The organism is Aeromonas sp. 600282 (assembly GCF_049175755.1).
Classification (GTDB): domain Bacteria; phylum Pseudomonadota; class Gammaproteobacteria; order Enterobacterales; family Aeromonadaceae; genus Aeromonas; species Aeromonas veronii_A.
The window spans coordinates 28748-54184 of the sequence record NZ_JAAKVR010000018.1 but is presented as its reverse complement, the minus strand read 5'-3'; the positions used below and the strand labels follow the sequence as shown (position 1 = coordinate 54184).

The 25437-nt window shown below is 56.9% G+C and carries 24 protein-coding genes and 2 tRNA genes; 21 read left to right on the top strand and 5 right to left on the bottom strand.

What is annotated here, in order from left to right; genetic code table 11:
- Positions 1-46 precede the first annotated feature (46 nt).
- From G5137_RS16520 to G5137_RS16505, 4 genes are all read left to right on the top strand, one after another.
- A complete protein-coding gene (locus G5137_RS16520; RefSeq protein WP_203119592.1) occupies positions 47-1771 on the top strand; it encodes a dipeptide ABC transporter ATP-binding protein in 1725 nt (574 codons plus the stop codon).
- Between the two features lie 70 nt (positions 1772-1841).
- Positions 1842-3398: an ABC transporter substrate-binding protein gene (locus G5137_RS16515; RefSeq protein WP_106842304.1), complete on the top strand. Its 1557-nt coding sequence runs from the start codon at positions 1842-1844 to the stop codon at positions 3396-3398.
- A 99-nt stretch (positions 3399-3497) separates the two neighbouring features.
- Positions 3498-4472 carry an ABC transporter permease gene (locus tag G5137_RS16510; protein WP_005349514.1) on the top strand — a complete coding sequence of 325 codons (975 nt, stop codon included), beginning with the start codon at positions 3498-3500 and terminating at the stop codon, positions 4470-4472.
- A gap of 4 nt (positions 4473-4476) precedes the next feature.
- Positions 4477-5418, top strand: coding sequence for an ABC transporter permease (locus G5137_RS16505; RefSeq protein WP_019445927.1), 942 nt, complete (start codon positions 4477-4479; stop codon positions 5416-5418).
- Positions 5419-5627: 209 nt separating this feature from the next.
- On the opposite strand, the gene dxs is transcribed toward G5137_RS16505, so the two are convergent.
- The 3 genes from dxs to xseB are packed head-to-tail and all read right to left on the bottom strand — an operon-like array spanning position 5628 to position 8660.
- Positions 5628-7496 (bottom strand): 1-deoxy-D-xylulose-5-phosphate synthase, encoded by a 1869-nt coding sequence (dxs, locus tag G5137_RS16500; protein WP_421205879.1) that lies wholly within the window; start codon positions 7494-7496, stop codon positions 5628-5630.
- A 21-nt stretch (positions 7497-7517) separates the two neighbouring features.
- The gene (ispA, locus tag G5137_RS16495) at positions 7518-8408 is read right to left on the bottom strand and encodes a (2E,6E)-farnesyl diphosphate synthase (RefSeq protein WP_421255679.1); all 891 of its coding nucleotides are present in this window, start codon (positions 8406-8408) and stop codon (positions 7518-7520) included.
- Positions 8409-8660 (bottom strand): exodeoxyribonuclease VII small subunit, encoded by a 252-nt coding sequence (gene xseB / locus G5137_RS16490; RefSeq protein ID WP_216951955.1) that lies wholly within the window; start codon positions 8658-8660, stop codon positions 8409-8411.
- A 210-nt stretch (positions 8661-8870) separates the two neighbouring features.
- Between xseB and pomA the strand changes: the two genes are divergently transcribed.
- The 3 genes from pomA to greA all read left to right on the top strand — a co-directional run bounded on the left by pomA (position 8871) and on the right by greA (position 11163).
- The gene (pomA, locus tag G5137_RS16485; protein WP_216951954.1) at positions 8871-9629 is read left to right on the top strand and encodes a flagellar motor protein PomA; all 759 of its coding nucleotides are present in this window, start codon (positions 8871-8873) and stop codon (positions 9627-9629) included.
- An 8-nt stretch (positions 9630-9637) separates the two neighbouring features.
- Positions 9638-10531 carry a flagellar motor protein MotB gene (locus tag G5137_RS16480; RefSeq protein WP_216951953.1) on the top strand — a complete coding sequence of 298 codons (894 nt, stop codon included), beginning with the start codon at positions 9638-9640 and terminating at the stop codon, positions 10529-10531.
- A 155-nt stretch (positions 10532-10686) separates the two neighbouring features.
- Complete coding sequence (greA, locus tag G5137_RS16475) at positions 10687-11163, top strand: transcription elongation factor GreA (RefSeq protein WP_216951952.1); 477 nt, start codon at positions 10687-10689, stop codon at positions 11161-11163.
- A gap of 54 nt (positions 11164-11217) precedes the next feature.
- Here greA and G5137_RS16470 read toward each other — a convergent pair whose 3' ends face one another.
- Entirely contained in the window at positions 11218-11802 is a 585-nt protein-coding gene (locus G5137_RS16470; protein ID WP_421255678.1) for a PilZ domain-containing protein, read from the bottom strand.
- Between the two features lie 103 nt (positions 11803-11905).
- Entirely contained in the window at positions 11906-12202 is a 297-nt protein-coding gene (gene yhbY, locus G5137_RS16465) for a ribosome assembly RNA-binding protein YhbY (RefSeq protein WP_033114153.1), read from the bottom strand.
- A 97-nt stretch (positions 12203-12299) separates the two neighbouring features.
- Between yhbY and rlmE the strand changes: the two genes are divergently transcribed.
- From rlmE to rpsO, 14 genes are all read left to right on the top strand, one after another.
- On the top strand, positions 12300-12929 hold the full coding sequence (gene rlmE, locus G5137_RS16460; protein WP_033114154.1) for a 23S rRNA (uridine(2552)-2'-O)-methyltransferase RlmE: 630 nt from the start codon (positions 12300-12302) through the stop codon (positions 12927-12929).
- Positions 12930-12974: 45 nt separating this feature from the next.
- Positions 12975-14927, top strand: coding sequence for an ATP-dependent zinc metalloprotease FtsH (gene ftsH / locus G5137_RS16455; protein ID WP_041207977.1), 1953 nt, complete (start codon positions 12975-12977; stop codon positions 14925-14927).
- A gap of 60 nt (positions 14928-14987) precedes the next feature.
- Positions 14988-15833 carry a dihydropteroate synthase gene (gene folP / locus G5137_RS16450; protein ID WP_421255677.1) on the top strand — a complete coding sequence of 282 codons (846 nt, stop codon included), beginning with the start codon at positions 14988-14990 and terminating at the stop codon, positions 15831-15833.
- Positions 15834-15849: 16 nt separating this feature from the next.
- The gene (gene glmM / locus G5137_RS16445; protein ID WP_215807311.1) at positions 15850-17184 is read left to right on the top strand and encodes a phosphoglucosamine mutase; all 1335 of its coding nucleotides are present in this window, start codon (positions 15850-15852) and stop codon (positions 17182-17184) included.
- 131 nt (positions 17185-17315) lie between these two features.
- Positions 17316-18080 carry a triose-phosphate isomerase gene (gene tpiA / locus G5137_RS16440; protein ID WP_124241335.1) on the top strand — a complete coding sequence of 255 codons (765 nt, stop codon included), beginning with the start codon at positions 17316-17318 and terminating at the stop codon, positions 18078-18080.
- The gene (secG, locus tag G5137_RS16435; protein WP_005343541.1) at positions 18081-18407 is read left to right on the top strand and encodes a preprotein translocase subunit SecG; all 327 of its coding nucleotides are present in this window, start codon (positions 18081-18083) and stop codon (positions 18405-18407) included.
- 7 nt (positions 18408-18414) lie between these two features.
- A tRNA-Leu gene (locus tag G5137_RS16430) sits at positions 18415-18499 on the top strand.
- A gap of 92 nt (positions 18500-18591) precedes the next feature.
- Positions 18592-18668: transfer RNA gene (locus G5137_RS16425), tRNA-Met, on the top strand.
- Between the two features lie 166 nt (positions 18669-18834).
- Complete coding sequence (rimP, locus tag G5137_RS16420) at positions 18835-19293, top strand: ribosome maturation factor RimP (protein WP_005343544.1); 459 nt, start codon at positions 18835-18837, stop codon at positions 19291-19293.
- Positions 19294-19307: 14 nt separating this feature from the next.
- Complete coding sequence (gene nusA / locus G5137_RS16415) at positions 19308-20807, top strand: transcription termination factor NusA (RefSeq protein WP_421205885.1); 1500 nt, start codon at positions 19308-19310, stop codon at positions 20805-20807.
- Positions 20808-20831: 24 nt separating this feature from the next.
- Positions 20832-23537, top strand: a complete 2706-nt coding sequence (infB, locus tag G5137_RS16410; RefSeq protein ID WP_216951946.1) for a translation initiation factor IF-2 — start codon at positions 20832-20834, stop codon at positions 23535-23537.
- A 55-nt stretch (positions 23538-23592) separates the two neighbouring features.
- Entirely contained in the window at positions 23593-24030 is a 438-nt protein-coding gene (gene rbfA, locus G5137_RS16405; protein WP_005338799.1) for a 30S ribosome-binding factor RbfA, read from the top strand.
- A 1-nt stretch (position 24031) separates the two neighbouring features.
- The gene (gene truB / locus G5137_RS16400; RefSeq protein WP_421255676.1) at positions 24032-24982 is read left to right on the top strand and encodes a tRNA pseudouridine(55) synthase TruB; all 951 of its coding nucleotides are present in this window, start codon (positions 24032-24034) and stop codon (positions 24980-24982) included.
- Between the two features lie 146 nt (positions 24983-25128).
- Positions 25129-25398 (top strand): 30S ribosomal protein S15, encoded by a 270-nt coding sequence (gene rpsO, locus G5137_RS16395; RefSeq protein WP_216979371.1) that lies wholly within the window; start codon positions 25129-25131, stop codon positions 25396-25398.
- Positions 25399-25437: the final 39 nt, after the last annotated feature.

Sequence of the window (25437 nt, the reverse complement as noted above, 5' to 3'; positions counted from 1 at the left end):
TTTACGGACGAATTATTTGGGACGGATGTCCCCCGCAGAGGTAAACATGTCCTTGCTCGAAGTAAAGAACTTGCGGATCGAGTACCCCTCCCGCTACGGGGTGCTGGCCGCGGTGAAGGATCTCTCTTTCTCTATCGAAAAGGGTGAGATTGTCGGGGTGGTCGGTGAATCCGGCGCCGGCAAGTCCACCATCGGCAACGCCGTTATCGACCTCCTGAGCCCGCCGGGTCGCATCGCCCGTGGCGATATCTATCTCAATGGCGAGCTCATCTCCGGCAAGAGCCAGAACGAGATGCGGGCCATCCGTGGCTCCCGTATCGGGTTCATCTTCCAGGACCCCATGACCTCCCTCAACCCGCTGTTCACCGTTGAGCATCAGTTGGTGGAGACCATTCTGGCCAATACCGATCTCTCTCGCGAGGCCGCTTTTGCCAAGGCGCTGGAGCTGATGGGGGCGGTGGGTATTCCGCAGCCGGAGCTGCGCATCAAACAGTATCCGCACCAGTTCTCCGGTGGCATGCGTCAGCGGGTGGTTATCGCCATCGCGCTCTCCTGCGATCCGGAGCTGATCATCGCCGATGAGCCGACTACGGCGCTGGATGTCTCCATTCAGGATCAGATCCTCCAGCTTATCCGCGCCCTCTGCAAAGAGCGTCAGGTGGGCTGCATGCTGGTGACCCACGACATGGGCGTGGTCTCCAACGTTACCGACAAGGTGGCGGTGATGTATCGCGGCGATCTGGTGGAGTTCGGCCTGACCGAACAGGTGTTGGGCAGCCCCAATCACCCCTATACCCGCAGCCTCATCTCGGCGGTCCCCCGTTCCGATGTGAAGCTGGTGCGCTTCCCGCTGGTCTCCTATATCGAGGATGCCAGTGCGCCGGATACCAATATCGACCTCAAGACTCACTGGCTCGGCCAGAGTCAGGACGAGCGAGCCTATGAAGGGGCGCTGTTGCGGGTGGAGAACGTCGATCTGAAGTTCGTCACCAAGGACTCCATCTTCCCGAGCCGCCGCCAGTATGTACGCGCCTGCAACAACATCAGCTTCGAGATCTTCGAAGGGGAGACCTTCGGTCTGGTGGGGGAGTCCGGCTCCGGCAAATCGACCATTGCCCGCGCCATCACCGGTCTCTATCCGCCTGATACCGGCAAGATTTTCTTCGAGGGGATCGATCTGACCGCTCTCAAGAGCGAGCGCGAACGTCGCCCGCTGCGTCGCCAGATGCAGATGGTGTTCCAGAACCCCTATTCGTCGATGAACCCGCGGATGAAGGTGCGCGACATCATTGCCGAGCCGATCCGCTTCCATCAGCTGGCGAGCAGCGAGAGCCAGATCGAGGGGATTGTCGGCGATCTGCTGGATCACGTGGGTCTTGGCCGTGGTGCTGGCCTCAAGTATCCCCACGAGTTCTCCGGCGGTCAGCGCCAGCGTATCTCCATTGCCCGCGCATTGGCCACTCGCCCGCGCTTCCTTATCTGTGACGAGCCGACCTCGGCGCTGGATGTGTCGGTGCAGGCCCAGATCCTCAACCTGCTCAAGGATCTGCAGCAGGAGCTCAAGCTCACCATGCTGTTTATCAGCCACGATCTGCCGGTGATCCGCCAGATGTGCGACCGCATCGGGGTGATGCAGCACGGTAATCTGGTGGAGGTGGCCGAGACCGAGAAACTCTTTACCAATGCCGAGCATGAGTACAGCCGCAAGCTGATCTCCCTCATGCCGGAGTTCAAGGGAATGTCCCGCGAGGGGCTGGAAATCGCAAGCTAGGAGAGCGCCGGTGCGCCGGTCTGCTTGTCAAAAAAAGTGTCATAAGAAAGCCAAAAGCATGGAGAACAAGATGAAGAAAGGATTGTCCAAGATTGCCCTGGCGCTGTTTGCCGCCGGTTTCGCCTTCAGTGTCTCAGCCGCTGATATCAAGGTGGGTGTCGCCTCTGACGCCACTTCGCTGGATCCGCAGGAGCAGCTCTCCGGTCAGACCCTGGAGATGTCGCACCTGGTATTCGATCCCCTGATGCGTTACACCCAGGACCTGCAGTTCGAGCCCCGTCTGGCCGAGAAGTATGAGCGTATTGACGACAAGACCGTCCGCTTCCACCTGCGCAAAGGGGTCAAGTTCCACTCCGGTAACGACTTCACCGCAGACGACGTGGTGTGGACCGTCAACCGCCTGAAATCCTCCGTCGACTTCAAGGCGATCTTCGATCCCATCAGCGAAGTGAAGAAAGTCGATGACTACACCGTCGATCTGATTACCGCCAAGCCGTTCCCGCTGGTGCTGCAGACCGTCACCTACATCTTCCCGATGGACTCCAAGTTCTACACCGGCAAAACCGAAGCGGGCAAAGACAAGGCCGAGATCGTCAAAAACGGCGACTCCTATGCCTCTACCCACGTCTCCGGTACTGGCCCGTTCACCGTCAAGTTCCGCGAGCAGGGCGTGAAGCTGGATTATGCCCGCAACGCCAACTACTGGGATAAAGCTTCCAAGGGTAACGTCGAGAACCTGACCGTGGTGCCGATCAAGGAAGATGCGACCCGTGTTGCAGCCCTGTTGGGTGGCGACGTGGACATGATCTATCCGGTTGCGCCGAACGATCTGGAGCGTGTGAAGAATGGCAAGGACTCCCAGCTGGTCACCCTGTCCGGTACCCGTGCCATCATCATCGAGCTGAACCAGAACACCAACCCGGCGCTGAAAGACAAGCGCGTGCGTCAGGCGATCAACTACGCCATCAACCAGGTGGGCATCGTCGAGAAGATTAACAAGGGCTTCGGTACCCCTGCTGGTCAGCTGAGCCCGAAAGGCTATGCCGGTCATAACGAGGCGCTGGTGCCCCAGTATGATCTGGCCAAGGCCAAGGAGCTGATGAAAGAGGCCGGTTACGAGAAAGGCTTCAAGATGACCTTCATCTCCCCGGCTGCCCGCTACGTCAACGACGTCAAGATTGCCCAAGCTGTTTCCGCCATGCTGGCCAAGATCAACATCAAGGTGGATCTGAAGACCATGCCGGTGGCCCAGTACTGGCCGGAGTTTGACAAGTGCGCCGCTGACATGCAGCTGATTGGCTGGCACTCCGATACTGAAGATACCGCGAACTTCTTCGAGTTCCTGACCTTCACCAAGGATGCCAAGACCGGTATGGGCCAGTACAACTGCGCCGGTTATGCCAACGCCGAAGCTGACAAGATGGTGATGGATGCCAATGCCGAGACCGATCCGGCCAAGCGTGCCGAGATGCTGAAGAAGGTCGAAGCCATGCTGATCGAAGATGCTGCCTATGTGCCGTTGCACTGGGAAGATCTGGCCTATGGCGCCAAGAAGAACGTCGACATCAAGCCGGTGGTCAACGTGATGAACTTCCCTTACCTGGGTGACCTGGTGGTCAGCAAGTAAGAGAACGTCGCAAGGAAGGACGGGGCGGGGTGGTCAGCTGGCCACTCCGCCCACTAACAGAAGCCTGTGCCACGACACAGGCCACGTAGAAGGACAAGCATGTTTACATTCCTGCTGAAACGGTTCTATCAGGCCGTGATAGTGATGTTCGTCATCAGCCTGGTCGCCTTCTCCATCCAGGATAACCTGGGTGACCCGTTGCGCGAGCTGGTGGGACAATCCGTCTCCGAAGCCCAGCGTCACGAGTTGCGCGAGAAGATGGGCCTTAACGATCCCTTCCTCATCAAATACAGCCGCTTTCTGAAAAATGCGGTGCATGGGGATTTGGGCACCTCCTATTTCTTCAAGCGACCCGCTCTCGAGGTGATCCTCGACAAGCTGGTGGCTACCCTTGAGCTGGTGTTTGCCGCCGCGCTCATCATCGTGGTGGTCTCCATTCCACTCGGTGTCTATTCGGCGATCCGCCCGCGCAGCATTCCCACCAAGATCATCATGGCGGGGAGCAGTATCGGCATTTCGATCCCGGTGTTCCTGACCGCCATCATGCTGATGTATCTCTTCTCCATCCAGCTGGGCTGGCTGCCGGCCTATGGCCGCGGCGAGACCCGTAACCTGCTGGGCTGGGAGTCGGGCTTCTTCACCTGGGATGGCATCCTGCACCTGATCCTGCCGGCGGTGTCGCTCTCTTCCATCATGCTGCCGCTGTTTATCCGGCTGGTGCGCTCCGAGATGCTGGAGCAGCTCTCCTCCGAGTACGTCAAATTCGCCCGCGCCAAAGGGCTGGATAACAACAAGGTCTACTATCAGCACGCCCTCAAAAACACCATGCTGCCGGTCATTACCGTCGGCGGGGTGCAGATCGGCACTATGGTGGCCTACACCATTCTGACCGAGAGTGTGTTCCAGTGGCCGGGTACCGGCTTCCTGTTTCTTGAAGCGATCCACAGGGTCGATACCCCGCTGATCACCGCCTACGTCATCTTCGTGGGATTGATCTTCGTGGTGACCAATACCCTGGTCGACCTGCTCTACGGGTTGATCAACCCGACCGTTAACCTGACTGCCAAGGGGTAAGCGCATGACTAATGCTGTAACTGCAAGCCCAAGCCGTTGGGCACGATTCAAGAACTCTGACATCGTCTACTACTTCCTGCGGGACAAGGTAGCCATGTTCAGCTTTGCGGTGTTTGTGGTGTTCGTGCTGGCGGCGCTGCTGGCGCCCTGGCTCGCTCCGCACAACGTCTATGACCAGACCAGTTTTGATCTGATGGATGCCGAGTTGCCCCCCTCCTGGCTCGAAGGCGGCGAGGAGCGCTTCTGGCTCGGTACCGACAACCAGGGGCGGGATATCTGGAGCACCATCCTCTATGGCGCCCGTATCTCCCTCACTATCGGTCTGTTTGCGGTGGCGCTGCAGCTGGTGCTCGGTATCGTCATCGGTCTGATTGCCGGTTACTTCGGTGGCCGCATCGACAACCTGCTGATGCGCTTTGCCGATGTGCAGTTGTCGTTCTCCACCATGATGGTGGCGATCATCATCTCCGCCATCTTTCAGGCAACCTTTGGCTCCGAGTTCTACTCGAAGTTCGCCATCATGATGCTGGTGGTGATCATCGGTATCGCCGAGTGGCCGCAGTATGCCCGTACCGTGCGCGCCTCTGTGCTGGCGGAGAAGAAGAAGGAGTATGTGGAAGCAGCCAAGGTGATGGGATTCCGCGCCCCGCGCATCATGTTCCGCCACATTCTGCCCAACTGTTTGTCGCCCATTCTGGTGATCTCCACCGTGCAGGTGGCCAACGCCATCATGAGCGAGGCGGCACTCTCCTTCCTCGGTCTGGGAATGCCGGTTGATCAGCCCTCGCTCGGTTCGCTTATCAGCGTCGGCTTCAACTACATCTTCTCCGGTTCCTGGTGGATCACCGCCTTCCCGGGAATCTGTCTGGTGGTGCTGGTGCTGGTCATCAACCTGCTGGGCGACTGGCTGCGGGATGTGTTTAACCCCAAGATCTACAAAGGTTGATAACCTGCGCAAGAACTTACTGCGAGGCCGTGATCAAGGCTCATGTGCTGCTCGGAATCCTCATGTATTCACATATACTCCGGTTCCTGCGCTGCTCTTTACCTTGTTGACGGACTTCTCGCAACAGTTCTTGAACAGGTTCTAGATTATGAAGAACAAGAAGGGCGCCAGTGAGGCGCCCTTCTTTTGCTTGATAGCTTCAAGCGTTATCAGGCTTTCAGCCAGCTTTCGATACTGCGCTGGATGCCTGCATCGTCCAGACCAAGCAGGGCATAGATCTCCTGCTGGGTACCCTGTTCCACGAAGCGATCCGGCAAGCCGAGGTTGAGTACCGGCTTGCACTGTTTATTGCGCATCAGCAGCTCGTTCACCGCCGAACCGGCGCCGCCCATGATAGCGTTGTCTTCGATGGTGACGAAGTGATCGTGGCTGGCCGCCAGCGACAGCACCAGCGCCTCATCCATCGGTTTGACAAAGCGCATGTCCACCAGGGTGGCATCCAGCGCTTCGGCGGCCGTTTTCGCGTGGTGCAGCAGGGTGCCAAAGGCCAGAATAGCGGTACCCTTGCCCTCTCGCAGGATACGTCCCTTGCCGAGCTCCAGTGCCTGCATCTCTGACGAGATGGGGGAATCGCTCAGACTGCTGCCGCGGGGGTAACGCACGGCGACAGGGCCTTGCTGAAGATAGCCGGTATAGAGCATCTGGCGGCACTCGTTCTCGTCAGATGGCGTCATCACCACCATGTTGGGCACGGTGCGCAGGAAGCTGATGTCGAACGCTCCCTGATGGGTCGGGCCGTCGGCGCCCACCAGACCGGCCCGGTCGATGGCGAATAGCACCGGCAGATCTTGCAGCGCCACGTCGTGGATCACCTGATCGTAGGCGCGCTGCAGAAAGCTCGAATAGATGGCCACCACTGGCTTCTTGTCGGCGATGGCAAGACCGGCAGCGAACGTGACTGCATGTTGCTCGGCAATGGCCACATCGAAGTAGCGATCCGGATACTGCTGGCTGAATTTCACCAGACCGGAGCCTTCGCGCATGGCAGGGGTGATGCCGACCAGCTTCTCGTCTTTGGCGGCCATGTCGCACAGCCATTGGCCAAAGATGGCGGAGAAGGTGGGTTTGGCGGCGCTCGCTTTCGGCAGGGAACACTCGTCAGGATTGAACTTGGGCACAGCGTGATAACCGATGGGGTCTTTCTCCGCCGGCTCGTAACCCTTGCCCTTCTTGGTTTTGACGTGCAGCAACTGCGGACCCTTGAGATTGCGCATGTTGCGCAGGGTCTCGACCAGCGCTTCTATATCGTGACCGTCGATGGGGCCGATGTAGTTGAAGCCGAACTCCTCGAACAGGGTGCCGGGCACCACCATCCCCTTGAGGTGCTCTTCGGCCCGCTTGGCCAGCTCCTTGACCGGCGGCAGACCGGCCAGCACCTTCTTGCCGCCTTCGCGGATGGTGGTGTAGAGCTTGCCGGACATGACCCGGGCCAGATGGTTGTTGAGCGCCCCGACATTCTCGGAGATGGACATCTCGTTGTCGTTGAGGATCACCAGCATGTCTTTATGGACATCGCCGGCGTGGTTGAGCGCTTCAAAGGCCATCCCTGCGGTAATGGCACCATCACCAATTACCGCTACCACCTTGCGACCCAGCCCTTCACTCTCGGCGGCGACCGCCATACCGAGCGCCGCACCAATGGAGGTGCTGGAGTGGCCGACGGAGAGCACGTCGTACTCGCTCTCGCCGCGCCAGGGGAAGGGGTGCAGGCCATCTTTCTGCCGGATGGTGTGGATCTGGTCACGGCGCCCGGTCAGGATCTTGTGGGGATAGGCCTGATGGCCCACATCCCAGATCAGCCGATCGAACGGGGTGTTGTAGACGTAGTGCAGGGCCACGGTCAGTTCGACCGTGCCGAGACCGGAGGCAAAGTGTCCGCTGGAGCGGCTGACAGAGCGCAGCAGATATTCGCGCAGCTCGTTGCACAGCACCGGCAGCCGATCTTTGGGCAAGGAACGCAGCTCGACCGGAGTGTCCGCGAGGGCCAGGTTGGGGAAATTGCTAATATCAACGCTCATATTGTTACTGTTATCCAGCGTTTAGTGGGTTCGCTCGATGATGTAATCGGCAAACGCTTCCAGAATGTCGGTATTGTAGGGCAAGGATTGCAGGGCTGTTAAGGCTTTCCCATGCAGTTCGCGAGCCAGCTCACGGGCATTTTCGAGTCCGAGCAGGGCCGGATAGGTACTTTTCTCCAGCGCCAGGTCAGAACCTTGCGGCTTGCCCAGGGTGGCGGTATCACCTGTGATGTCGAGGATGTCATCCTGCACCTGAAAGGCGAGGCCAATCGCGGCGGCATAGGTTTGCAGGGCAATCAGGGTTGCGTCATCGACATCGGCTTTGCAGAGTGCGCCCAGTGTCACGGCGCACTCAATCAGTGCCCCCGTTTTATGGCGGTGTACCTGTTCCAGTTCGGCGAGCGAGATCTGGCGCCCTTCGGCCTGCAGATCCAGCGCCTGACCGCCGCACATACCGAGATAACCGGAAGCGCGGGCGAGGGTACTCAGCATCCGCACCCGGTTGGCCATCAAGGTATCGGGCATGGGGTGATCGGCCAGAATGGAGAACGCCAGCGTCTGCAGCGCATCACCGGCCAGAATGGCGGTGCCTTCATCGAATGCCTTGTGAACGGTCGGCTGGCCGCGACGCAAGTCGTCGTCATCCATGGCGGGCAGATCGTCGTGCAGCAGTGAGTAGGCATGGATGCACTCCACGGCAGCCGCAGGGCCGTCCAGCAGGTCGCTCTTTACGCCCAGCATTTCGCCGACCGCGTAGACCAGAAACGGGCGAACCCGCTTGCCGCCCAGCAGCAGGCCATATTTCATGGCATCACGCAGACGAGGCGCCATGGGTGGCAAAGCTTCAAGTTTTGCCAACAGGCAGTCATCAATACGCTGGCGATGCTGACGGGAAAAATGGACCAGTGCCACTCACTCGTCTCCTTGTTCTGGCTGGAAGGGGGTCAGCTGATCACTGCCATCGGCCTTGCTCAGCAGGATCTGGATCTTCTGCTCGGCTTGCTCCAGCTTTTGTTGGCCAGCCCGCACCAGATGGATTCCCTGCTCGAACTGTTTGAGGGCCTCCTCCAGCGGTAGGGAACCTTGCTCCAGCTGATGAACGATGGTTTCCAGCTCTTCGAGAGTGGCGTCAAAACTCAGACGGTCGATTTTTTTACTGGCCATGTCCATCCTCGGGAATTGAAAAAACGGCTTATATTAACATCGACCGCCCACCGGGGGGAGGCTGAAAAACGCTGCCTCCTCAAACTCTCGATAAACTGGCCGATAATGAACCATGATTCTCAGTGGATGCATGCTTGCCGCTTGGGTCGCAATAGCAGAAAATTCAACAAACTATAATTGGGCATAAGAACCGGTGACAGGAGTAGGGACGTGGATCTAGGCAGTCTGATAGGGATAGTGCTGGGTTTCGGGGTGGTGGTGTACGGCATGCTGCTGGGGGGCCCCATGAGCATGTACGTCGACATGCCATCGGTCTACATCACCGTATTGGGCTCCATCTTCATCGCCATGATGAAGTTCAACCTAGGCCAGTTTCTGATGGCGTTTAAGGTCGCTGGTAAAGCTTTTATGTACAAGGGCGACAAGCTGGAAGACCTCATAGTTAAAGCCGTTGAGCTTGCCGATGCCGCCCGTAAAGGCGGATTTCTGGCGCTTGAAGCGGCCGAGATTCCCAATCCCTTCATGAAAAAAGGGATCGATATGCTGGTGGATGGCCATGATGCCGATGTAGTGCGCGCAGTGATGGAAAAGGATATCGAGTTGACTGCCGAACGTCACGTCATTGCGATCAAGGTGTTCCGTACCCTTGGGGATCTTGGCCCGGCGATGGGGATGATCGGTACGCTGGTGGGTCTGGTGGCCATGTTGGCCAATATGAGTGATCCCAAATCTATCGGTCCTGCCATGGCTGTAGCCCTCTTGACCACTCTGTATGGTGCGATCGAAGCCAACATGCTGGCCATCCCGATAGCCGACAAGCTGGAACTGCGAAGCGGCGAAGAGCGCCTTAGCCGTTCGCTGATCCTCGATGCCATCATGGGGATCCAGGATGGCCAAAACCCGCGGGTGATCCAGTCCATGCTGCAGAACTATCTGAACCAGTCCAAACGCAACAACGGCAGTGAGTAGGGAGCCCTATGTCTGATTGCAAATGCCCGCCTCCCGGCCTGCCCGGTTATATGGGGACCTTCGCCGACCTCATGTCGCTGCTGATGTGCTTTTTCGTGTTGTTGCTCTCCTTTGCCGAGATGGATGTGCAGAAGTTCAAGCAGATTGCGGGGTCCATGGAGAAGGCATTCGGGGTCCAGAATATCCTTGAGGTGAAAGATATTCCGAAGGGAACTTCTGTCATTGCCCAGGAGTTCCGTCCTGGCCGCCCAGAGCCAACCCCGATTGATACCGTGATGCAGCAGACCATGGACATGACCCAGACCGAGCTGGATTTTTTGCCCGGTGAGGCCGAGCAGGCAGGTGGTCAGGACAAGAGTGATGGCAAGCAGACGGGGGGGGACACAGCTCAGGATGCTCAGAAGGCGCAGCAGCAGTCCAATACCCTGGCAAAGGCGCTGGCCGAGCAGATGAAAGATCAGATCCAGGATGGTGCCATCGAAATCGAGGCGTTGGGACAGCAGATTATTATTCGGATCAGGGAAAAAGCCTCCTTCCCGGCTGGCTCGGCGTTTCTGCAACCCCAGTTCTGGCCGGTTATTCGCAAGGTCGCGACCCTGCTCAAGGATGTACCGGGTGAAATCACCATATCCGGCCACACCGACAACGTGGCGACCGAGGACGAGCTGTTTCAGTCCAACTGGGAGCTTTCGTCCCAGCGAGCAGTGGCTGTGGCACACCAGATGATCAAGGTCCCAGGATTTGATCAGGGACGCTTGATTGTGCAGGGGATGGCCGATTCCCAACCATTGGTGCCCAACAATACTCCCGAGAATCGCCGGATGAACCGACGGGTAGAGATCGCTATCATGCAGGGCAAACCGACCATTTCCTCTCCTATTTCGGTACCGGAAGGAAAGTAATATTTCTTGGAGCAACAGATAAAGCGGGATCTGCATCAGGGGGCCGACATGGATTTTGTGTTGGCTTCATATTAAGATGCGCCATCCGAACCGAGTGCTGCGGCGTCCTGACAGATAGCCGCAGCTTCTATTTTCAAGCAACCCAGGTTTCGACTATGAATCATACTCCGATGACTGTTCGCGGCGCTGAGAAGCTGCGCGAAGAGCTCGAATATCTCAAGACCGAGCTTCGTCCCCAGATTATCGAAGCGATTGCTGAAGCCCGTGAGCACGGTGATCTGAAAGAGAATGCCGAATACCATGCCGCCCGTGAGCAGCAGGGGTTCTGTGAAGGCCGCATTCAGGAAATTGAAGCCAAGCTCTCCAATGCCCAGGTGATCGATGTCACCAAGATGACCAACAATGGTCGCATCATCTTTGGTGCCACCGTGACCCTGCTCAAGAGCGAAACAGAGGAAGAGGTTATCTACCGCATCGTGGGTGACGATGAGGCTGACATCAAGCAGAACCTTATCTCTGTCAACTCTCCGATTGCCCGCGCTCTGATTGGCAAGGAAGTGGACGATGTGGCGCTCGTCAAGACGCCCGCAGGTGATGTGGAGTACGAAATCCTGGACGTTGCCTACATCTGATGTAGTTAATGCGGGATGAGACGGGGGAGCACTTGCTCCCCTGTTTGTTGCGCTTCAGGCTGGTTGGTAAGCGTCGTTGAAGGTGTCCTGATGGCGCTGAAACAGCCAGTGACGAAGTCGCTCTATGTTTGCCTCGCTCATCTGGAAACTGAGTGCCCAGGTTGCACGGTCTGCATTAGATTTGACCCGTCTCACCAGCCTGGCCTGCAAGGGAAATGGCGCCTCTGTGGCGATCTGCAGAGTTCCCTGCAAGGTAGTATCCGCCATCATATCTGTGGGCAGATCTTCCACGATGAGGCCATTGAGCGAAAGGCTCAGCACTTGGAGTACTCCATGAGCTGTTTGCAGTGTCGCTTTCTGGGCAAGTCTCCAAGCTCTTGGCTGGGCAAACCCCAGCTCCCGGATCACTGGCGCAGCGAGCCGAGGCTCGACAAAGCCATCTTCTCTCTGGATAAAGGTGAGGGGGAATCGCAACTGATGGCCTGCATAGCGGGCTTCCAATACCAGCTGTTCGGCTTTTTGCAGCAAGCCAAGCATGGGGTTGTCGAGATGTCCGCTCAGAAGGTGGGTCGCCTCCGAGCATCCCAGCTCCCGCAACATGGTCAGTTCATTGTCGGTCAGAATAGGATGGTGAGCCATGGCGCGTGTCCGAAACTATTCATCGCAGGTTAAGGGCTTGGCGACTACTGTGGCAAGCGACTCGGGAAGAAGTGAAATAAGGAAAGAGCAATGCTCTTTCCTTTTACTTGCGAGGCAGCTGGATTTTGGGTTCGTTGGCCTGACGATAGATGGTCAGCACATGGCCCATGCTCTGTACTTTGACTGAACCGGTTTCACGGACGATGGCATCCATAACCAGTTGTTTCATCTCACGATCTTCAGACGCAACCTTAACCTTGATCAGCTCGTGATGGTTCAGTGCCAGATCGATCTCGGCCAGTACGCCTTCGGTCAGACCATGCTGGCCCAGCAGGACGACAGGTTTGAGGCTGTGGGCAAGGCCCTTGAGGTACTGTTTCTGTTTGTTGTTGAGAATCATCGCAATTTCTTCATAAGTCAGGGTTGAAAGGGGCGTATTCTACCCCCACTTAGCCCTTAATACTAATAACCCTTGTGGTTTTTTAAAGTCGATTATCATGACCCAGAAAAAACATTCCCCCAGTTCAACCCGCTGGTTAAAAGAGCATTTTGACGATCAATACGTCAAAAAAGCCCAGAAGTTGGGACTGAGATCCCGTGCCGTGTTCAAGATCGACGAGATCCAGGGCAAGGACAAACTGCTCAAGCCGGGCATGACGGTGGTGGATCTGGGGGCGGCCCCCGGTGGCTGGTCCCAGTTTGCCATCGATCAGGTCGGTGACAAGGGACGGGTGATCGCCTGTGATATTTTGCCGATGGATTCCATCGCCGGTGTCGATTTCCTTCAGGGCGACTTTCGGGAGGAAGCTGTACTGGGCGCGCTGCTGGAACGGGTCGGCCCGGACAAGGTAGATGTTGTCATGTCCGACATGGCGCCGAACATGAGCGGTACCCAGCAGGTGGATCAGGCCCGTTCCATGTATCTGGTCGAACTGGCGCTGGACATGTGCAATCAGGTATTGCGCGGTGACGGCAGTTTCGTGGTGAAAGTGTTTCAGGGAGAGGGGTTTGATGCCTATCTCAATGAAATTCGTCAACTTTTTACCACTGTCAAGATTCGTAAACCAGACTCGTCCCGCGCTCGTTCACGGGAAGTCTACATTGTGGCTACCGGTTTTAAACTGTAGTACCCTAACCTTCATCGTTAACTGTCAGTCTGCGAGGTTACTGATTTGAGTGACATGGCGAAAAATTTAATCCTGTGGCTGGTCATCGCCGTCGTGTTGATGTCGGTGTTCAATAGCTTCAGCCCCAGCGATACCTCAAGTCGCCAGCTGGACTATTCCAGCTTCGTTAAAGAGGTGACCCAAGAGCAGATCCGTGAAGTGCGGATGGACGGTAAGGTCATTAATGGCGTCAAGCGTACTGGTGAGCGTTTCACCACCATCATTCCGGCGCCGGATCCCCAGCTCCTCAACGATATGCTCAATCACAACGTCAAAGTGATGGGTGAGAAGCCGGAAGAGCCGTCTTTGCTGACCTCTATCTTCATCTCCTGGTTCCCGATGCTGCTGCTGATCGGTGTCTGGGTCTTCTTCATGCGTCAGATGCAGGGCGGCGGTGGCAAAGGTGCCATGTCGTTTGGCAAGAGCAAGGCTCGCCTGATGAGTGAAGATCAGATCAAGACTACCTTTGCCGATGTTGCAGGTTGCGATGAAGCCAAGGAAGAGGTGAAGGAGCTGGTCGACTATCTGCGCGACCCGAGCAAATTCCAGAAACTGGGTGGCAAGATCCCGACCGGCGTACTGCTGGTTGGTCCTCCCGGTACCGGTAAAACCCTGTTGGCCAAGGCTATCGCGGGTGAGGCCAAGGTGCCTTTCTTCACCATTTCGGGTTCCGATTTCGTGGAGATGTTTGTCGGTGTCGGTGCCTCCCGGGTACGCGACATGTTCGAGCAGGCCAAGAAATCCTCCCCCTGCATCATCTTCATCGATGAGATCGACGCCGTCGGTCGCCAGCGTGGCGCCGGTCTGGGCGGTGGTCACGATGAGCGTGAGCAGACTCTTAACCAGATGCTGGTCGAGATGGATGGCTTTGAGGGCAATGAAGGCATCATCGTCATTGCAGCCACCAACCGTCCTGACGTACTGGATCCGGCACTGCTGCGTCCGGGCCGTTTCGACCGTCAGGTTGTGGTTGGTCTGCCGGATGTTCGTGGTCGTGAACAGATCCTGAAAGTGCACATGCGCAAGGTTCCGTTGGCTGATGACGTCAATCCGGCGCTGATTGCCCGTGGTACTCCCGGCTTCTCCGGTGCTGATCTGGCCAACCTAGTCAACGAAGCTGCCCTCTTCTCCGCTCGCGAGAGCCGCCGTGTGGTTTCCATGGCTGAGTTCGAGAAGGCGAAGGACAAGATCATGATGGGCGCAGAACGCCGCTCCATGGTGATGAAAGAGTCCGAGAAGGAGATGACGGCTTATCACGAAGCGGGTCACGCCATTATCGGTCGCGTGGTGCCGGATCATGATCCCGTCTACAAGGTCTCCATCATTCCGCGCGGTCGTGCGCTGGGTGTGACCATGTACCTGCCTGAGCAGGATCGCTGGAGCCACTCCAAGCAGCATCTGGAGTCCATGATCTCCAGTCTGTATGGCGGTCGTCTGGCGGAAGAGCTGATTTACGGTGCCGAGAAGGTATCGACCGGTGCGTCCAACGACATCGAGCGAGCTACCGACATCGCGCGTAAGATGGTGACCCAGTGGGGTATGTCCGAGCGTCTCGGCCCGATGCTTTATGCGGAAGAAGATGGCGAGGTGTTCCTCGGTCGCAGCATGGCCAAAGCCAAGCACATGTCCGATGACACAGCCCGCATCATCGATGCTGAAGTGAAGCAGGTCATTGATCGCAACTACGACCGCGCCAAGCAGATCCTGCTGGATAACATGGATGTACTGCACAGCATGAAAGATGCGCTGATGAAGTACGAAACCATCGATGCCAAGCAGATCGATGATCTGATGGCCCGTCGCGAGGTTCGGGCTCCGAGCAACTGGCACGACGAGCACGGAGATACGCCACAAGGCGGATCAACTGTTGCCGCCGAGCCCAAGCCGGCGGCTGCGGACGAGAGTGCCCCGGTTGCGGATGCCAATATCGACAAGGCCAACGACATCCCGGCTAAATAAATTCTGTTGTTGAAAACCCCGGGCTTGCCCGGGGTTTTTATTTTGCGAATGGAAGTGAAGATGCAGCTGATTAGCAAGGGGCTTAGCCTCTCTCTCGAACGTCCCCATGTTATGGGGATCCTCAATGTGACTCCCGACTCCTTCTCCGATGGCGGCCATTTTAACCAGATTGAACGGGCTGTGGCTCATGCCCGTCAAATGGTGGCGGATGGGGCGACCCTTATCGACATTGGCGGCGAGTCAACCCGTCCGGGAGCGCTGGATGTGAGTGAGCAGGAGGAGCTGGACAGGGTTATCCCGGTTGTTGAACGACTGGTGAGCGAATGTGATGTGATGCTCTCGCTTGACACCTCCAAGGCGGTAGTAATGAGAGAAGGCTGCAAGGCTGGGGCTCATTTGATTAACGATGTGAGGGCGCTGCTGGAGCCGGGAGCGCTCGATGCTGCCGCTGAAGCGCGCGTTCCGGTTTGCCTGATGCATATGCAGGGGCAGCCGAGAACCATGCAGGTCGAGCCGCACTATGATGACCTGGTCGGGGAGGTGAAAGCCTTCTTTGACGAACGGATTGCAGCCTGTCTGGCCGCCGGGATAGCCCGTGAGCAGCTGCTGCTGGATCCGGGCTACGGTTTTGGCAAGACGCTGGCACACAACTATCAGCTGCTGGCCGCCCAGGAAGAGTTGCTTGACTACGGACTTCCGCTCTTGGTGGGAATGTCGCGAAAGTCTATGATAGGCAACCTGCTGAACCGCCCTGTGGGTGAACGTCTGGCTGGCAGTCTGGCTTGTGCCCTTATCGGCATGCAGCACGGAGCCAGGATCATCAGGGTTCACGATGTGCGGGAGACCATGGATGCGTTGCGGGTTGGCTGGCAGGCCATGACGGGACAAGATTTTATTTCCAGATAATAAAAGAGAACAGACAATGGCAAGAAAGTATTTCGGCACAGATGGTGTGCGCGGCAAAGTCGGCGAATATCCCATTACTCCTGATTTTGTAATGAAGCTGGGCTGGGCCGCGGGCAAGGTGCTCTCCAAGAAGGGCACCAAAAAGGTGCTGATTGGCAAAGATACCCGAATCTCTGGCTATATGTTGGAATCAGCGCTGGAAGCGGGTCTCTCTGCCGCCGGTCTCAAAGCCATACTGATGGGCCCCATGCCCACTCCGGCTGTTGCCTACCTGACCCGCACCTTCCGTGCCGAGGCCGGCATCGTTATCAGCGCCTCGCACAACCCCTTCTATGACAACGGCATCAAGTTCTTCTCCGCTGACGGTACCAAACTGCCAGATGAAGTCGAGATGGCTATCGAAGCCGAGCTTGATCACGAGCTCAAGTGCGTCGAGTCTGCCGAGCTCGGCAAAGCGCTGCGTATCGATGATGCTGCTGGCCGCTATATCGAGTTCTGCAAGAGCACCTTCCCTTCCAATATGAATCTGGACGGGTTGAAGATGGTGGTCGATTGTGGTCACGGGGCAACCTACCATATCGCGCCTTCTGTGTTCCGCGAATTGGGGGCCGAAGTGATCACTATGGGCTGCTCTCCGGATGGTCTCAATATCAACGATGGCGTTGGCTCGACTGCGCCCGAGGCACTGGTTGCCAAGGTGCTGGAGTGCAAGGCGGATCTCGGCGTGGCATTCGATGGTGACGGTGATCGCCTGATCATGGTGGATCACACCGGCTACCTGATCGACGGTGACGAGATCCTCTATATCATCGCACGGGACGCCTTGCGCAACGGCCGTCTCAAGGGCGGTGTCGTCGGCACCCTGATGGCCAACATGGGTCTGGAACTGGCGTTGCAAACCCTGGGTATCCCGTTTGCCCGTGCCAAGGTAGGCGACCGCTACGTGCTGGAGATGATGGAAGAGAAGGGCTGGCGTATCGGTGGCGAGAACTCCGGTCACATCATCTGTCTTGATCAGACCACCACGGGTGATGGCATTGTTGCCGCCCTGCAGGTGCTCACTGCCATGCGCAGTGCCGAGATGCCGCTGGCCAAGTTGCGCTCCGGCATGAGCAAGTTCCCGCAAGTACTGGTGAATGTTCGCTTTGCCGAAGGCAAGGATCCGCTGGCTGCAGAAGCAGTCAAGCAGGAGGTCGCCAAGGTTGAACATGAGCTTGGCGGTCGTGGCCGCGTGCTGTTGCGTAAATCCGGTACCGAGCCCCTGATCCGGGTCATGGTGGAAGGGGAGCACGAGCAACAGGTGCGTGATATGGCTCAGCGCATTGCCGATCAGGTTGAATCGGCGTTTTAATGAGCGTTCAGGGCGGCTTTTTAGCCGCCCTGGTTGTATCTTGTTCAATCGATTCAAAAAAATGAAAATAGCACTTGTCAGCTGACAATCCTCTGGATATTATCAGCCCCGCTTTCGCAAGGGAGTTGCCGATGGGACATCGCAAGCCGTTTGTAGCAGCCAACTGGAAGTTGCACGGTAGTAGGTCGCAGTTAGAGCAGTTTACGAGTCAGTGCCTGAAAGGCGTTGATGGTGATGTAGATGTTGTTCTCTGTCCATCCCATGTGCATCTCGACTTTACCGCTTCAGTGCTCAATGAGCAGAAGGTGATAAGGTTGGGGGCTCAGAATGTGAGCCAGCACGAGACGGGCGCTTACACGGGTGAAGTGTCGTGTGAGATGCTGGTTGAGGCAGGGTGTCGATACGTATTAGTAGGGCACTCCGAGCGCAGGCGTCTCTTTGGTGAGACCAGCTTTATTGTTGCAGAGAAGTTTGCGGCAGCCAGAGCGGCAGGTCTGATTCCCATCCTCTGTTTGGGTGAGTCAGGTGCAGCAAGGCAAGCGAGAAGAACCTTCGAGGTGATCGCAGAAGAGCTGGATATCGTCATAGAGAAAAATGGCGCGATGGCTTTCGATAATGCTATCATCGCCTACGAGCCGATTTGGGCTGTAGGTACAGGTAAATGCGCCACACCCGAGCAGGCACAAGAGGTTCATTCCTTTATTCGTGGTCGCTTGGCGGAGGATACTCCGGTAATAGGTGAGAAGATCAGAATCATCTATGGTGGGAGCGTGACGCCGACCAATGCGAGAGATTTGTTTGCCCAACCCGACGTAGATGGCGGATTGATTGGCAGAGCAAGTCTTGATAGCGATGCGTTTTTAGGAATTGTTGAAGCGGCAAAGGGTGCAAGTTAAATGTACGAGATTCTTTTGGTCGTTTATCTGCTGGTTTCACTGGCTCTGATTGGTCTGGTGATGATTCAGCAAGGTAAAGGGGCTGATATGGGCGCCTCCTTCGGCGCAGGGGCATCGAACACAGTATTCGGCTCCAGTGGTTCAGGCAGCTTCCTGACCCGAACAACAGCGATTTTGGCTACTCTGTTTTTCGTAATCAGCCTGGTGCTTGGCTCTATGTCCAGCAACAAGGTCAAACAGGGCAGTGAATGGGAAAATCTGCAACAAACCCAACAGGTTGAGCAGACTAAAGCGCCAGTGAAGAAAGATACTGACGTTCCCGAGTAAGAGTTTTGCCGTGGTGGTGGAATTGGTAGACACGCTATCTTGAGGGGGTAGTGCTCTAGGGTGTGCGGGTTCGAGTCCCGCCCACGGCACCAATTAAGCAGTGACCCGGGTAAACCGGGATGTTATAGCCAAGTCAGTCTTGTATAGAAAGAATGAAGTGGCTATAATCTCGCACGATTTCGGACGCGGGGTGGAGCAGCATGGTAGCTCGTCGGGCTCATAACCCGAAGGTCGTCGGTTCAAATCCGGCCCCCGCAACCAAATTTCACGCATTTCCTACGCTCAGGAAGGCGGTCGCTGCGAGGCGACAATCAGGGTAAAGCGCCAAGCCCCGATTTGACATCGGGGCTTTTTGTTATGTGCGATTTACTCTGAATCGATCTCTATCTGGGCTTTATGCCCTTTTTTTGTTTTTCGGAGGGTGACTTTGGCTACGTTGGAACAACGTTTGACCGATCTGCTCGAGGCTCCGGTCGTTGCCTTGGGTTTTGAACTTTGGGGTATTGAGTTTATCCGCGCGGGTAAACACTCCACCTTGCGCGTCTATATCGACGGCGAGCAGGGCGTGACCGTTGAGAACTGTGCTGAGGTTAGCCACCAGGTTGGCGCCATTATGGACGTAGAAGATCCTATCACCGAGGAGTATTACCTCGAGGTATCTTCCCCGGGTCTGGATCGCCCCCTGTTCAAGGTTGCCCAGTTCGAAAAATACGTTGGCCAAGAGGCGGCGGTAACGCTTCGGATGGCAACAAATAACCGCCGCAAGTTCAAAGGCGTAATCAAAGCCGTGCAGGGCGACATGATCACTCTGACGGTAGATGGTAAGGACGAAGTGTTGGCTTTCACCAATATCCAAAAAGCGAACATAGTGCCGAACTTTGGTTAACGAGGCTATCGGATATGAATAAAGAGATTTTGCTGGTCGTTGACGCAGTATCCAACGAGAAAGCGGTACCCCGCGAGAAGATCTTCCAGGCTCTGGAAACCGCGCTGGCGACTGCGACCAAGAAGAAATATGAAGGCGAGATTGAAGTTCGGGTCGAAATCGATCGCAAGACCGGTGACTACGACACTTATCGCCGCTGGGTAGTCATTGCGGATCAAGCCGCGATGGAGAATCCCTATGCTGAAATCACCCTGGAAGCGGCACAAATTGATCAGCCGGAAATCCAGATCGGTGAGTATGTTGAAGACCAGATCGACTCTGTGACCTTCGACCGTATCACTACCCAGACCGCCAAGCAGGTTATCGTGCAGAAAGTGCGCGAAGCCGAGCGTTCACAAGTAGTTGATCAGTTTAAAGATAAAGAAGGCACCATCATCAGTGGTGTGGTCAAGAAGAGTAACCGCGACAACGTCATTCTGGATCTGGGCAGCAATGCTGAAGCCGTGATCTTCCGTGATGACATGCTGCCGCGTGAAACCTTCCGCCCGGGCGACCGTGTCCGTGGCCTGCTCTACGCAGTACGTCCAGAAGCCCGTGGTTCCCAGCTGTTTGTCAGCCGTTCCAGCCCGGACTTCCTGAAAGAGCTGTTCCGTATTGAAGTACCGGAGATCGGCGAAGAGATGATCGAAATCATGGGCGCTGCCCGTGACCCGGGTTCCCGCGCCAAGATCGCGGTGAAGACCAACGATCGTCGTATCGACCCGATCGGTGCCTGTATCGGTATGCGTGGTGCCCGTGTGCAAGCTGTCTCCGCAGAGCTGAGCGGTGAGCGTGCAGACATCGTGCTGTACGATGACAACCCGGCCCAGTACGTGATCAATGCCATGGCACCTGCCGATGTGGCCTCCATCATCGTTGATGAAGACAACCACACCATGGATATCGCCGTGGAAGCTGCCAACCTGGCCCAGGCCATCGGTCGCAATGGTCAGAACGTGCGTCTGGCCTCCCAGCTGACCGGTTGGGAGCTGAACGTGATGACCGTTGAGGACATGCGTGCCAAGCACCAGGCCGAGAACGACCGCATCATGAACCTGTTCACCAGCACCCTGGATATCGATGACGATTTCGCCGGTCTGCTGATGGAAGAGGGCTTCTCGACCCTAGAAGAGATCGCCTTCGTACCGGTCAACGAGTTGCTGGCTATTGACGGTCTGGATGAAGACATGGTCGAAGAGCTGCGCAAGCGTGCCAAAGATGCCCTGACTACCCAGGCGCTGGCCAAAGAGGAGTCCTTTGATGGCGTCGAGCCGTCCGAAGAGCTGCTCAATCTGAACGGTCTGAGTCGTGAACTGGCATACGCTCTGGCGGGCCGCGGCGTGGGCACCCTGGAAGATTTGGCTGAGCAAGGTATTGATGACCTTGCTGGTATTGAAGGGCTGACTGCCGAGAAGGCGGGTGAGCTCATTATGGCTGCTCGCAATATCTGTTGGTTCGGAGAAGAGCAGTCTTAAGTAAGATCAAACGGAGGAAAATGAATGGCAGAAGTATCAGTCAAACAACTTGCCACTGACATCGACACACCGGTTGATCGTCTTCTCCAGCAGTTTGTCGATGCCGGTATCAGCAAGAGCAAGGCCGACGACATGGTCAGCGAGTCTGAAAAGCAGACTCTGCTGGCACACCTGAAGAAACAGCATGGAGGTGACGAGGTCGCCGCTCCTGCCCGCATGACTTTGCAGCGCAAGACCAAGAGCACCATCAGTGTTCAGGGAACCGGCGGCAAGAACAAAGAAGTGCAGGTGGAAGTTCGCAAATCTCGCACCTATGTAAGACGCTCGGCGCTGGAAGAAGAACAGCGTCAGGCGGAAGCCGAGGAAAAAGCGCGTTTGGAAGCAGAAGAAAAAGCTCGTCGTGAAGCCGAAGAGAAGGCTCGCCTCGACGCTGAAGAGAAGGCTCGCCGTGAGGCTGAGCAGGCTCGTCGTGAAGCTGAGGAAAAGGCGCGGATCGAGGCACAACAAAAGGCTCGACAGGCTCAACAGCCCGCCAAAGCAGCCAGTAGCACAGCTCAGCAAGAGGCAGAAAAGATGGCCAAGCGCGAAGCAGAAGAACTGAAGCGCCAACAGGAACAGACAGCTTTGAAAAAAGCTGAAGAACTCGCCGCGAAGAAAGCCGAAGAGGCTCGCATCATGGCGGAACAGAACGCAGCCCGCTGGGCTGAAGAAGAAGCCGCTCGTGCAAAAGAGAGCAGCGATTATCACCTGACTACCAACAAGCATGCGCAAGCTGCAGAAGACGAGCTGGATCGCAAAGAAGAGACCAGCCGCCGTACTGCCGCCGCCGCTGTCAAGGCCCCGAAAAAGGCGGGTCGTCGCGATGATGATCGCAATGATCGCAACTCCCGTGATCCGCGTGCCCGTAAAGGCAAACGTGGCAAGGTCGCTACCCCGAACGCCATGAAGCATGGCTTCAACAAGCCGGCTGCCGTGGTGAACCGCGACGTTGTCATCGGCGAGACCATCACCGTGGCCGAGCTGGCCAACAAGATGGCCGTCAAGGGCGTTGAAGTCATCAAGGCGATGATGAAGATGGGTGCCATGGCCACCATCAACCAGGTGATTGACCAAGAGACCGCTCAGCTGGTCGCTGAGGAGATGGGTCACAAGGTTGTGCTGCGTCGCGAGAACGAGCTGGAAGAGGCGGTACTGTCCGATCGTGACGAGACCTCCGAAGCCAAGCCCCGTGCACCGGTCGTGACCATCATGGGTCACGTTGACCACGGCAAGACCTCGCTGCTGGACTACATTCGTAAAGCCAAGGTTGCTGCTGGCGAGGCCGGTGGTATTACCCAGCATATCGGTGCTTACCACGTTCAGACCGATAGCGGCATGATCACCTTCCTGGATACTCCGGGTCACGCGGCGTTTACCTCCATGCGTGCTCGCGGTGCCAAGGCGACCGACATCGTTGTTCTGGTCGTTGCTGCTGACGACGGCGTGATGCCGCAAACCATCGAAGCTATCCAGCACGCCAAGGCTGCCGGTGTGCCGCTGGTTGTGGCAGTCAACAAGATCGACAAGCCGGAAGCGGATCCGGATCGCGTCAAGACCGAGTTGGCTCGTTACAACGTCATGTCCGAGGATTGGGGTGGAGACTGCCAGTTCGTGCACGTATCTGCCAAGTCCGGTCAGGGTATCGACGATCTGCTGGAAGCCATCCTGATCCAGGCTGAAGTACTGGAGCTGAAAGCGGTGGTTGACGGTATGGCCAACGGCGTCGTGATCGAATCCTTCCTGGATAAAGGTCGTGGTCCGGTTGCTACCGTACTGGTACAAGAGGGTACTCTGCGTCAGGGCGACATCGTTCTGTGTGGTCTCGAGTACGGCCGTGTTCGCGCCATGCGTGACGAACTGGGTCGCGAGATCAAGGAAGCGGGTCCGTCCCTGCCGGTGGAAATCCTGGGTCTCTCCGGCGTTCCCTCTGCCGGTGACGAAGCCACCGTTGTCCGTGACGAGAAGAAAGCCCGTGAAGTGGCGCTCTACCGTCAAGGCAAGTTCCGCGAAGTCAAGCTGGCTCGCCAGCAGAAGGCCAAGCTGGAAAACATGTTCGCTAACATGACCGAGGGCGAAGTGTCCGAAGTGAACGTGGTGATCAAGGCCGACGTACAAGGTTCTGTGGAAGCGATCTGCGATGCGCTGGTCAAACTCTCCACCGACGAAGTGAAGGTGAAGATCGTGGGTTCCGGCGTAGGTGGCATCACCGAAACCGACGCGACCCTGGCTGCTGCTTCCAGCGCCATTCTGGTTGGTTTCAACGTTCGTGCCGACGCGTCTGCGCGCAAGGTCATCGAATCCGAGAGCCTGGATCTGCGTTACTACTCCGTCATCTATGACCTGATCGACGAAGTGAAGCAGGCCATGAGCGGCAAGCTGGCCCCAGAGTATCGTCAGGAGATCATCGGTCTGGCTGAAGTGCGTAGCGTCTTCAAGTCGCCGAAGTTCGGCGCCGTTGCTGGCTGTATGGTTACCGAAGGTGTGGTCAAGCGTTCCAACCGTATTCGCGTTCTGCGTGACAACGTGGTTATCTATGAAGGCGAGTTGGAATCCCTGCGCCGCTTCAAGGATGACGTCAACGAAGTTCGCAACGGTTACGAGTGTGGTATCGCGGTCAAGAACTACAACGACGTGCGCGAAGGCGACCAGATCGAAGTTTACGAGACTGTTGAAATCCAACGGACTCTGTAAGCCGAGAGTTAGACAAAATAGGGGGCCGCGGCCCCCTTTTATCGCAGGATAGAATATGGCCAGAGAATTCAGCCGGACCCGTCGGGTCGGACAGCAGATCCAGCGTGAAATTGCGCTGATCCTGCAGCGCGAGGTGAAAGACCCGCGCATCGGCATGGTGACCGTTTCCGATGTGGAAGTGTCCCGTGACCTCAACTATGCCAAGATTTACGTCACCTTCTTGCAGCTGGAAAATGATGCCGAGCGCATCAAGGAAGGCTTGCAGGGTCTGACCGAAGCAGCCGGATATATCCGTAGTCTGCTGGGCAGTGCCATGCGTCTGCGCGTGGTGCCCGAGCTGCGTTTCTACTACGACCAGACCCTGGTCGAGGGGATGCGTCTCTCCAACCTGGTGACCAACACTGTGCGCGAAGACAAGCGTCGCATGGCCGAATCCGGCCGTGACGAAGAAGCTGAATCCGCACCGGATGACACAACTGAGGATAAAGCCTGAGATGTCTCGAAGACGTCGTTTCAAGGGCCGTGATGTGCACGGCATTCTGCTGCTGGACAAGCCGACCGGCCTGACCTCCAACGATGTGTTGCAGAAGGTCAAGCGCATCTACAACGCAGCCAAGGCCGGTCACACCGGCGCACTGGATCCGCTGGCGACCGGTATGCTGCCGATCTGCCTCGGTGAGGCCACCAAGTTCTCCCAGTATCTGCTGGAAGCGGACAAACGCTATGAGGTGACCGCCAAACTGGGCGAGCGCACCAACACCAGCGACTCCGATGGTGAGGTGGTCTCCACCCGTCCGGTGAACGTGGCTGTCGGTACCCTGATTGAGGCGCTGGACCAGTTCCGCGGCCCCATCATGCAGGTGCCGTCCATGTATTCCGCGCTCAAGCACAACGGCCGTCCGCTCTACGAATATGCCCGCGAAGGTATCGAGATTGAGCGTGAAGCCCGTCCCATCACCGTATTCGAGCTCAAACTGCTGAGTTTCGAAGGTGATGAAGTGCGCCTTGAAGTGCACTGCAGCAAGGGCACCTATATCCGCTCTCTGGTGGATGATCTGGGTGAAGTGCTGGGTTGTGGCGCCCACGTGACCCAGTTGCGCCGTACCCAGGTGGCCAGCTATCCGTACGAGCGGATGCTGACTCTGGAGCAGCTCGAGTGTATTTTCGAGCAGGCCAAGGCCGAGAGCATCCCGCCGCGCGAGCAGCTGGATCCCCTGTTGCTGCCGATGGATACTGCCGTGGCAAGCTTGCCCGAGGTGAACATGCTGGCTGTTGTGGCTGCCTATGTGAATCAGGGCCAGGCCGTGCAGGTGGCGGGTGCGCCGCACAGCGGTCAGGTTCGTATGACGGTCGGCCCGGAGCGCGAGTTCATCGGGGTTGGCGAGATTGATGATGATGGCCGCGTCGCCCCCAAGCGACTGGTACGTTATCACGACGAGGAGTGATCCTCAGGCGGTATCGGCGTGCTCTTTCCCTCTCTCGCTTCTTTCTCGTTGCGAAAATGGGCAGGGACGATTATCATACCGCCCTCATTTCACGGCTGAATTAGAGATTGGCTGTGAACCTTTAAACACTCTACTGGAGTAATACCATGTCTCTAAATGCTGAGATCAAAGCTCAAATCGTTGCCGAGCACGCTCGTGGCGCCAACGACACCGGTTCCCCCGAAGTGCAAGTTGCCCTGCTGACTGCCCAGATCAACCATCTGCAAGGTCACTTCAAAGAGCACTCCAAGGACCACCACGGTCGTCGCGGTCTGCTGCGCATGGTTTCCCAGCGTCGTAAGCTGCTGGACTACCTGAAGCGTAAAGATTCCGAGCGTTATGCTGCTCTGATCGCCAAGCTGGGTCTGCGTCGTTAATCGACCATCAGATTTCGCGAAAAGGGGAACCTCCGGGTT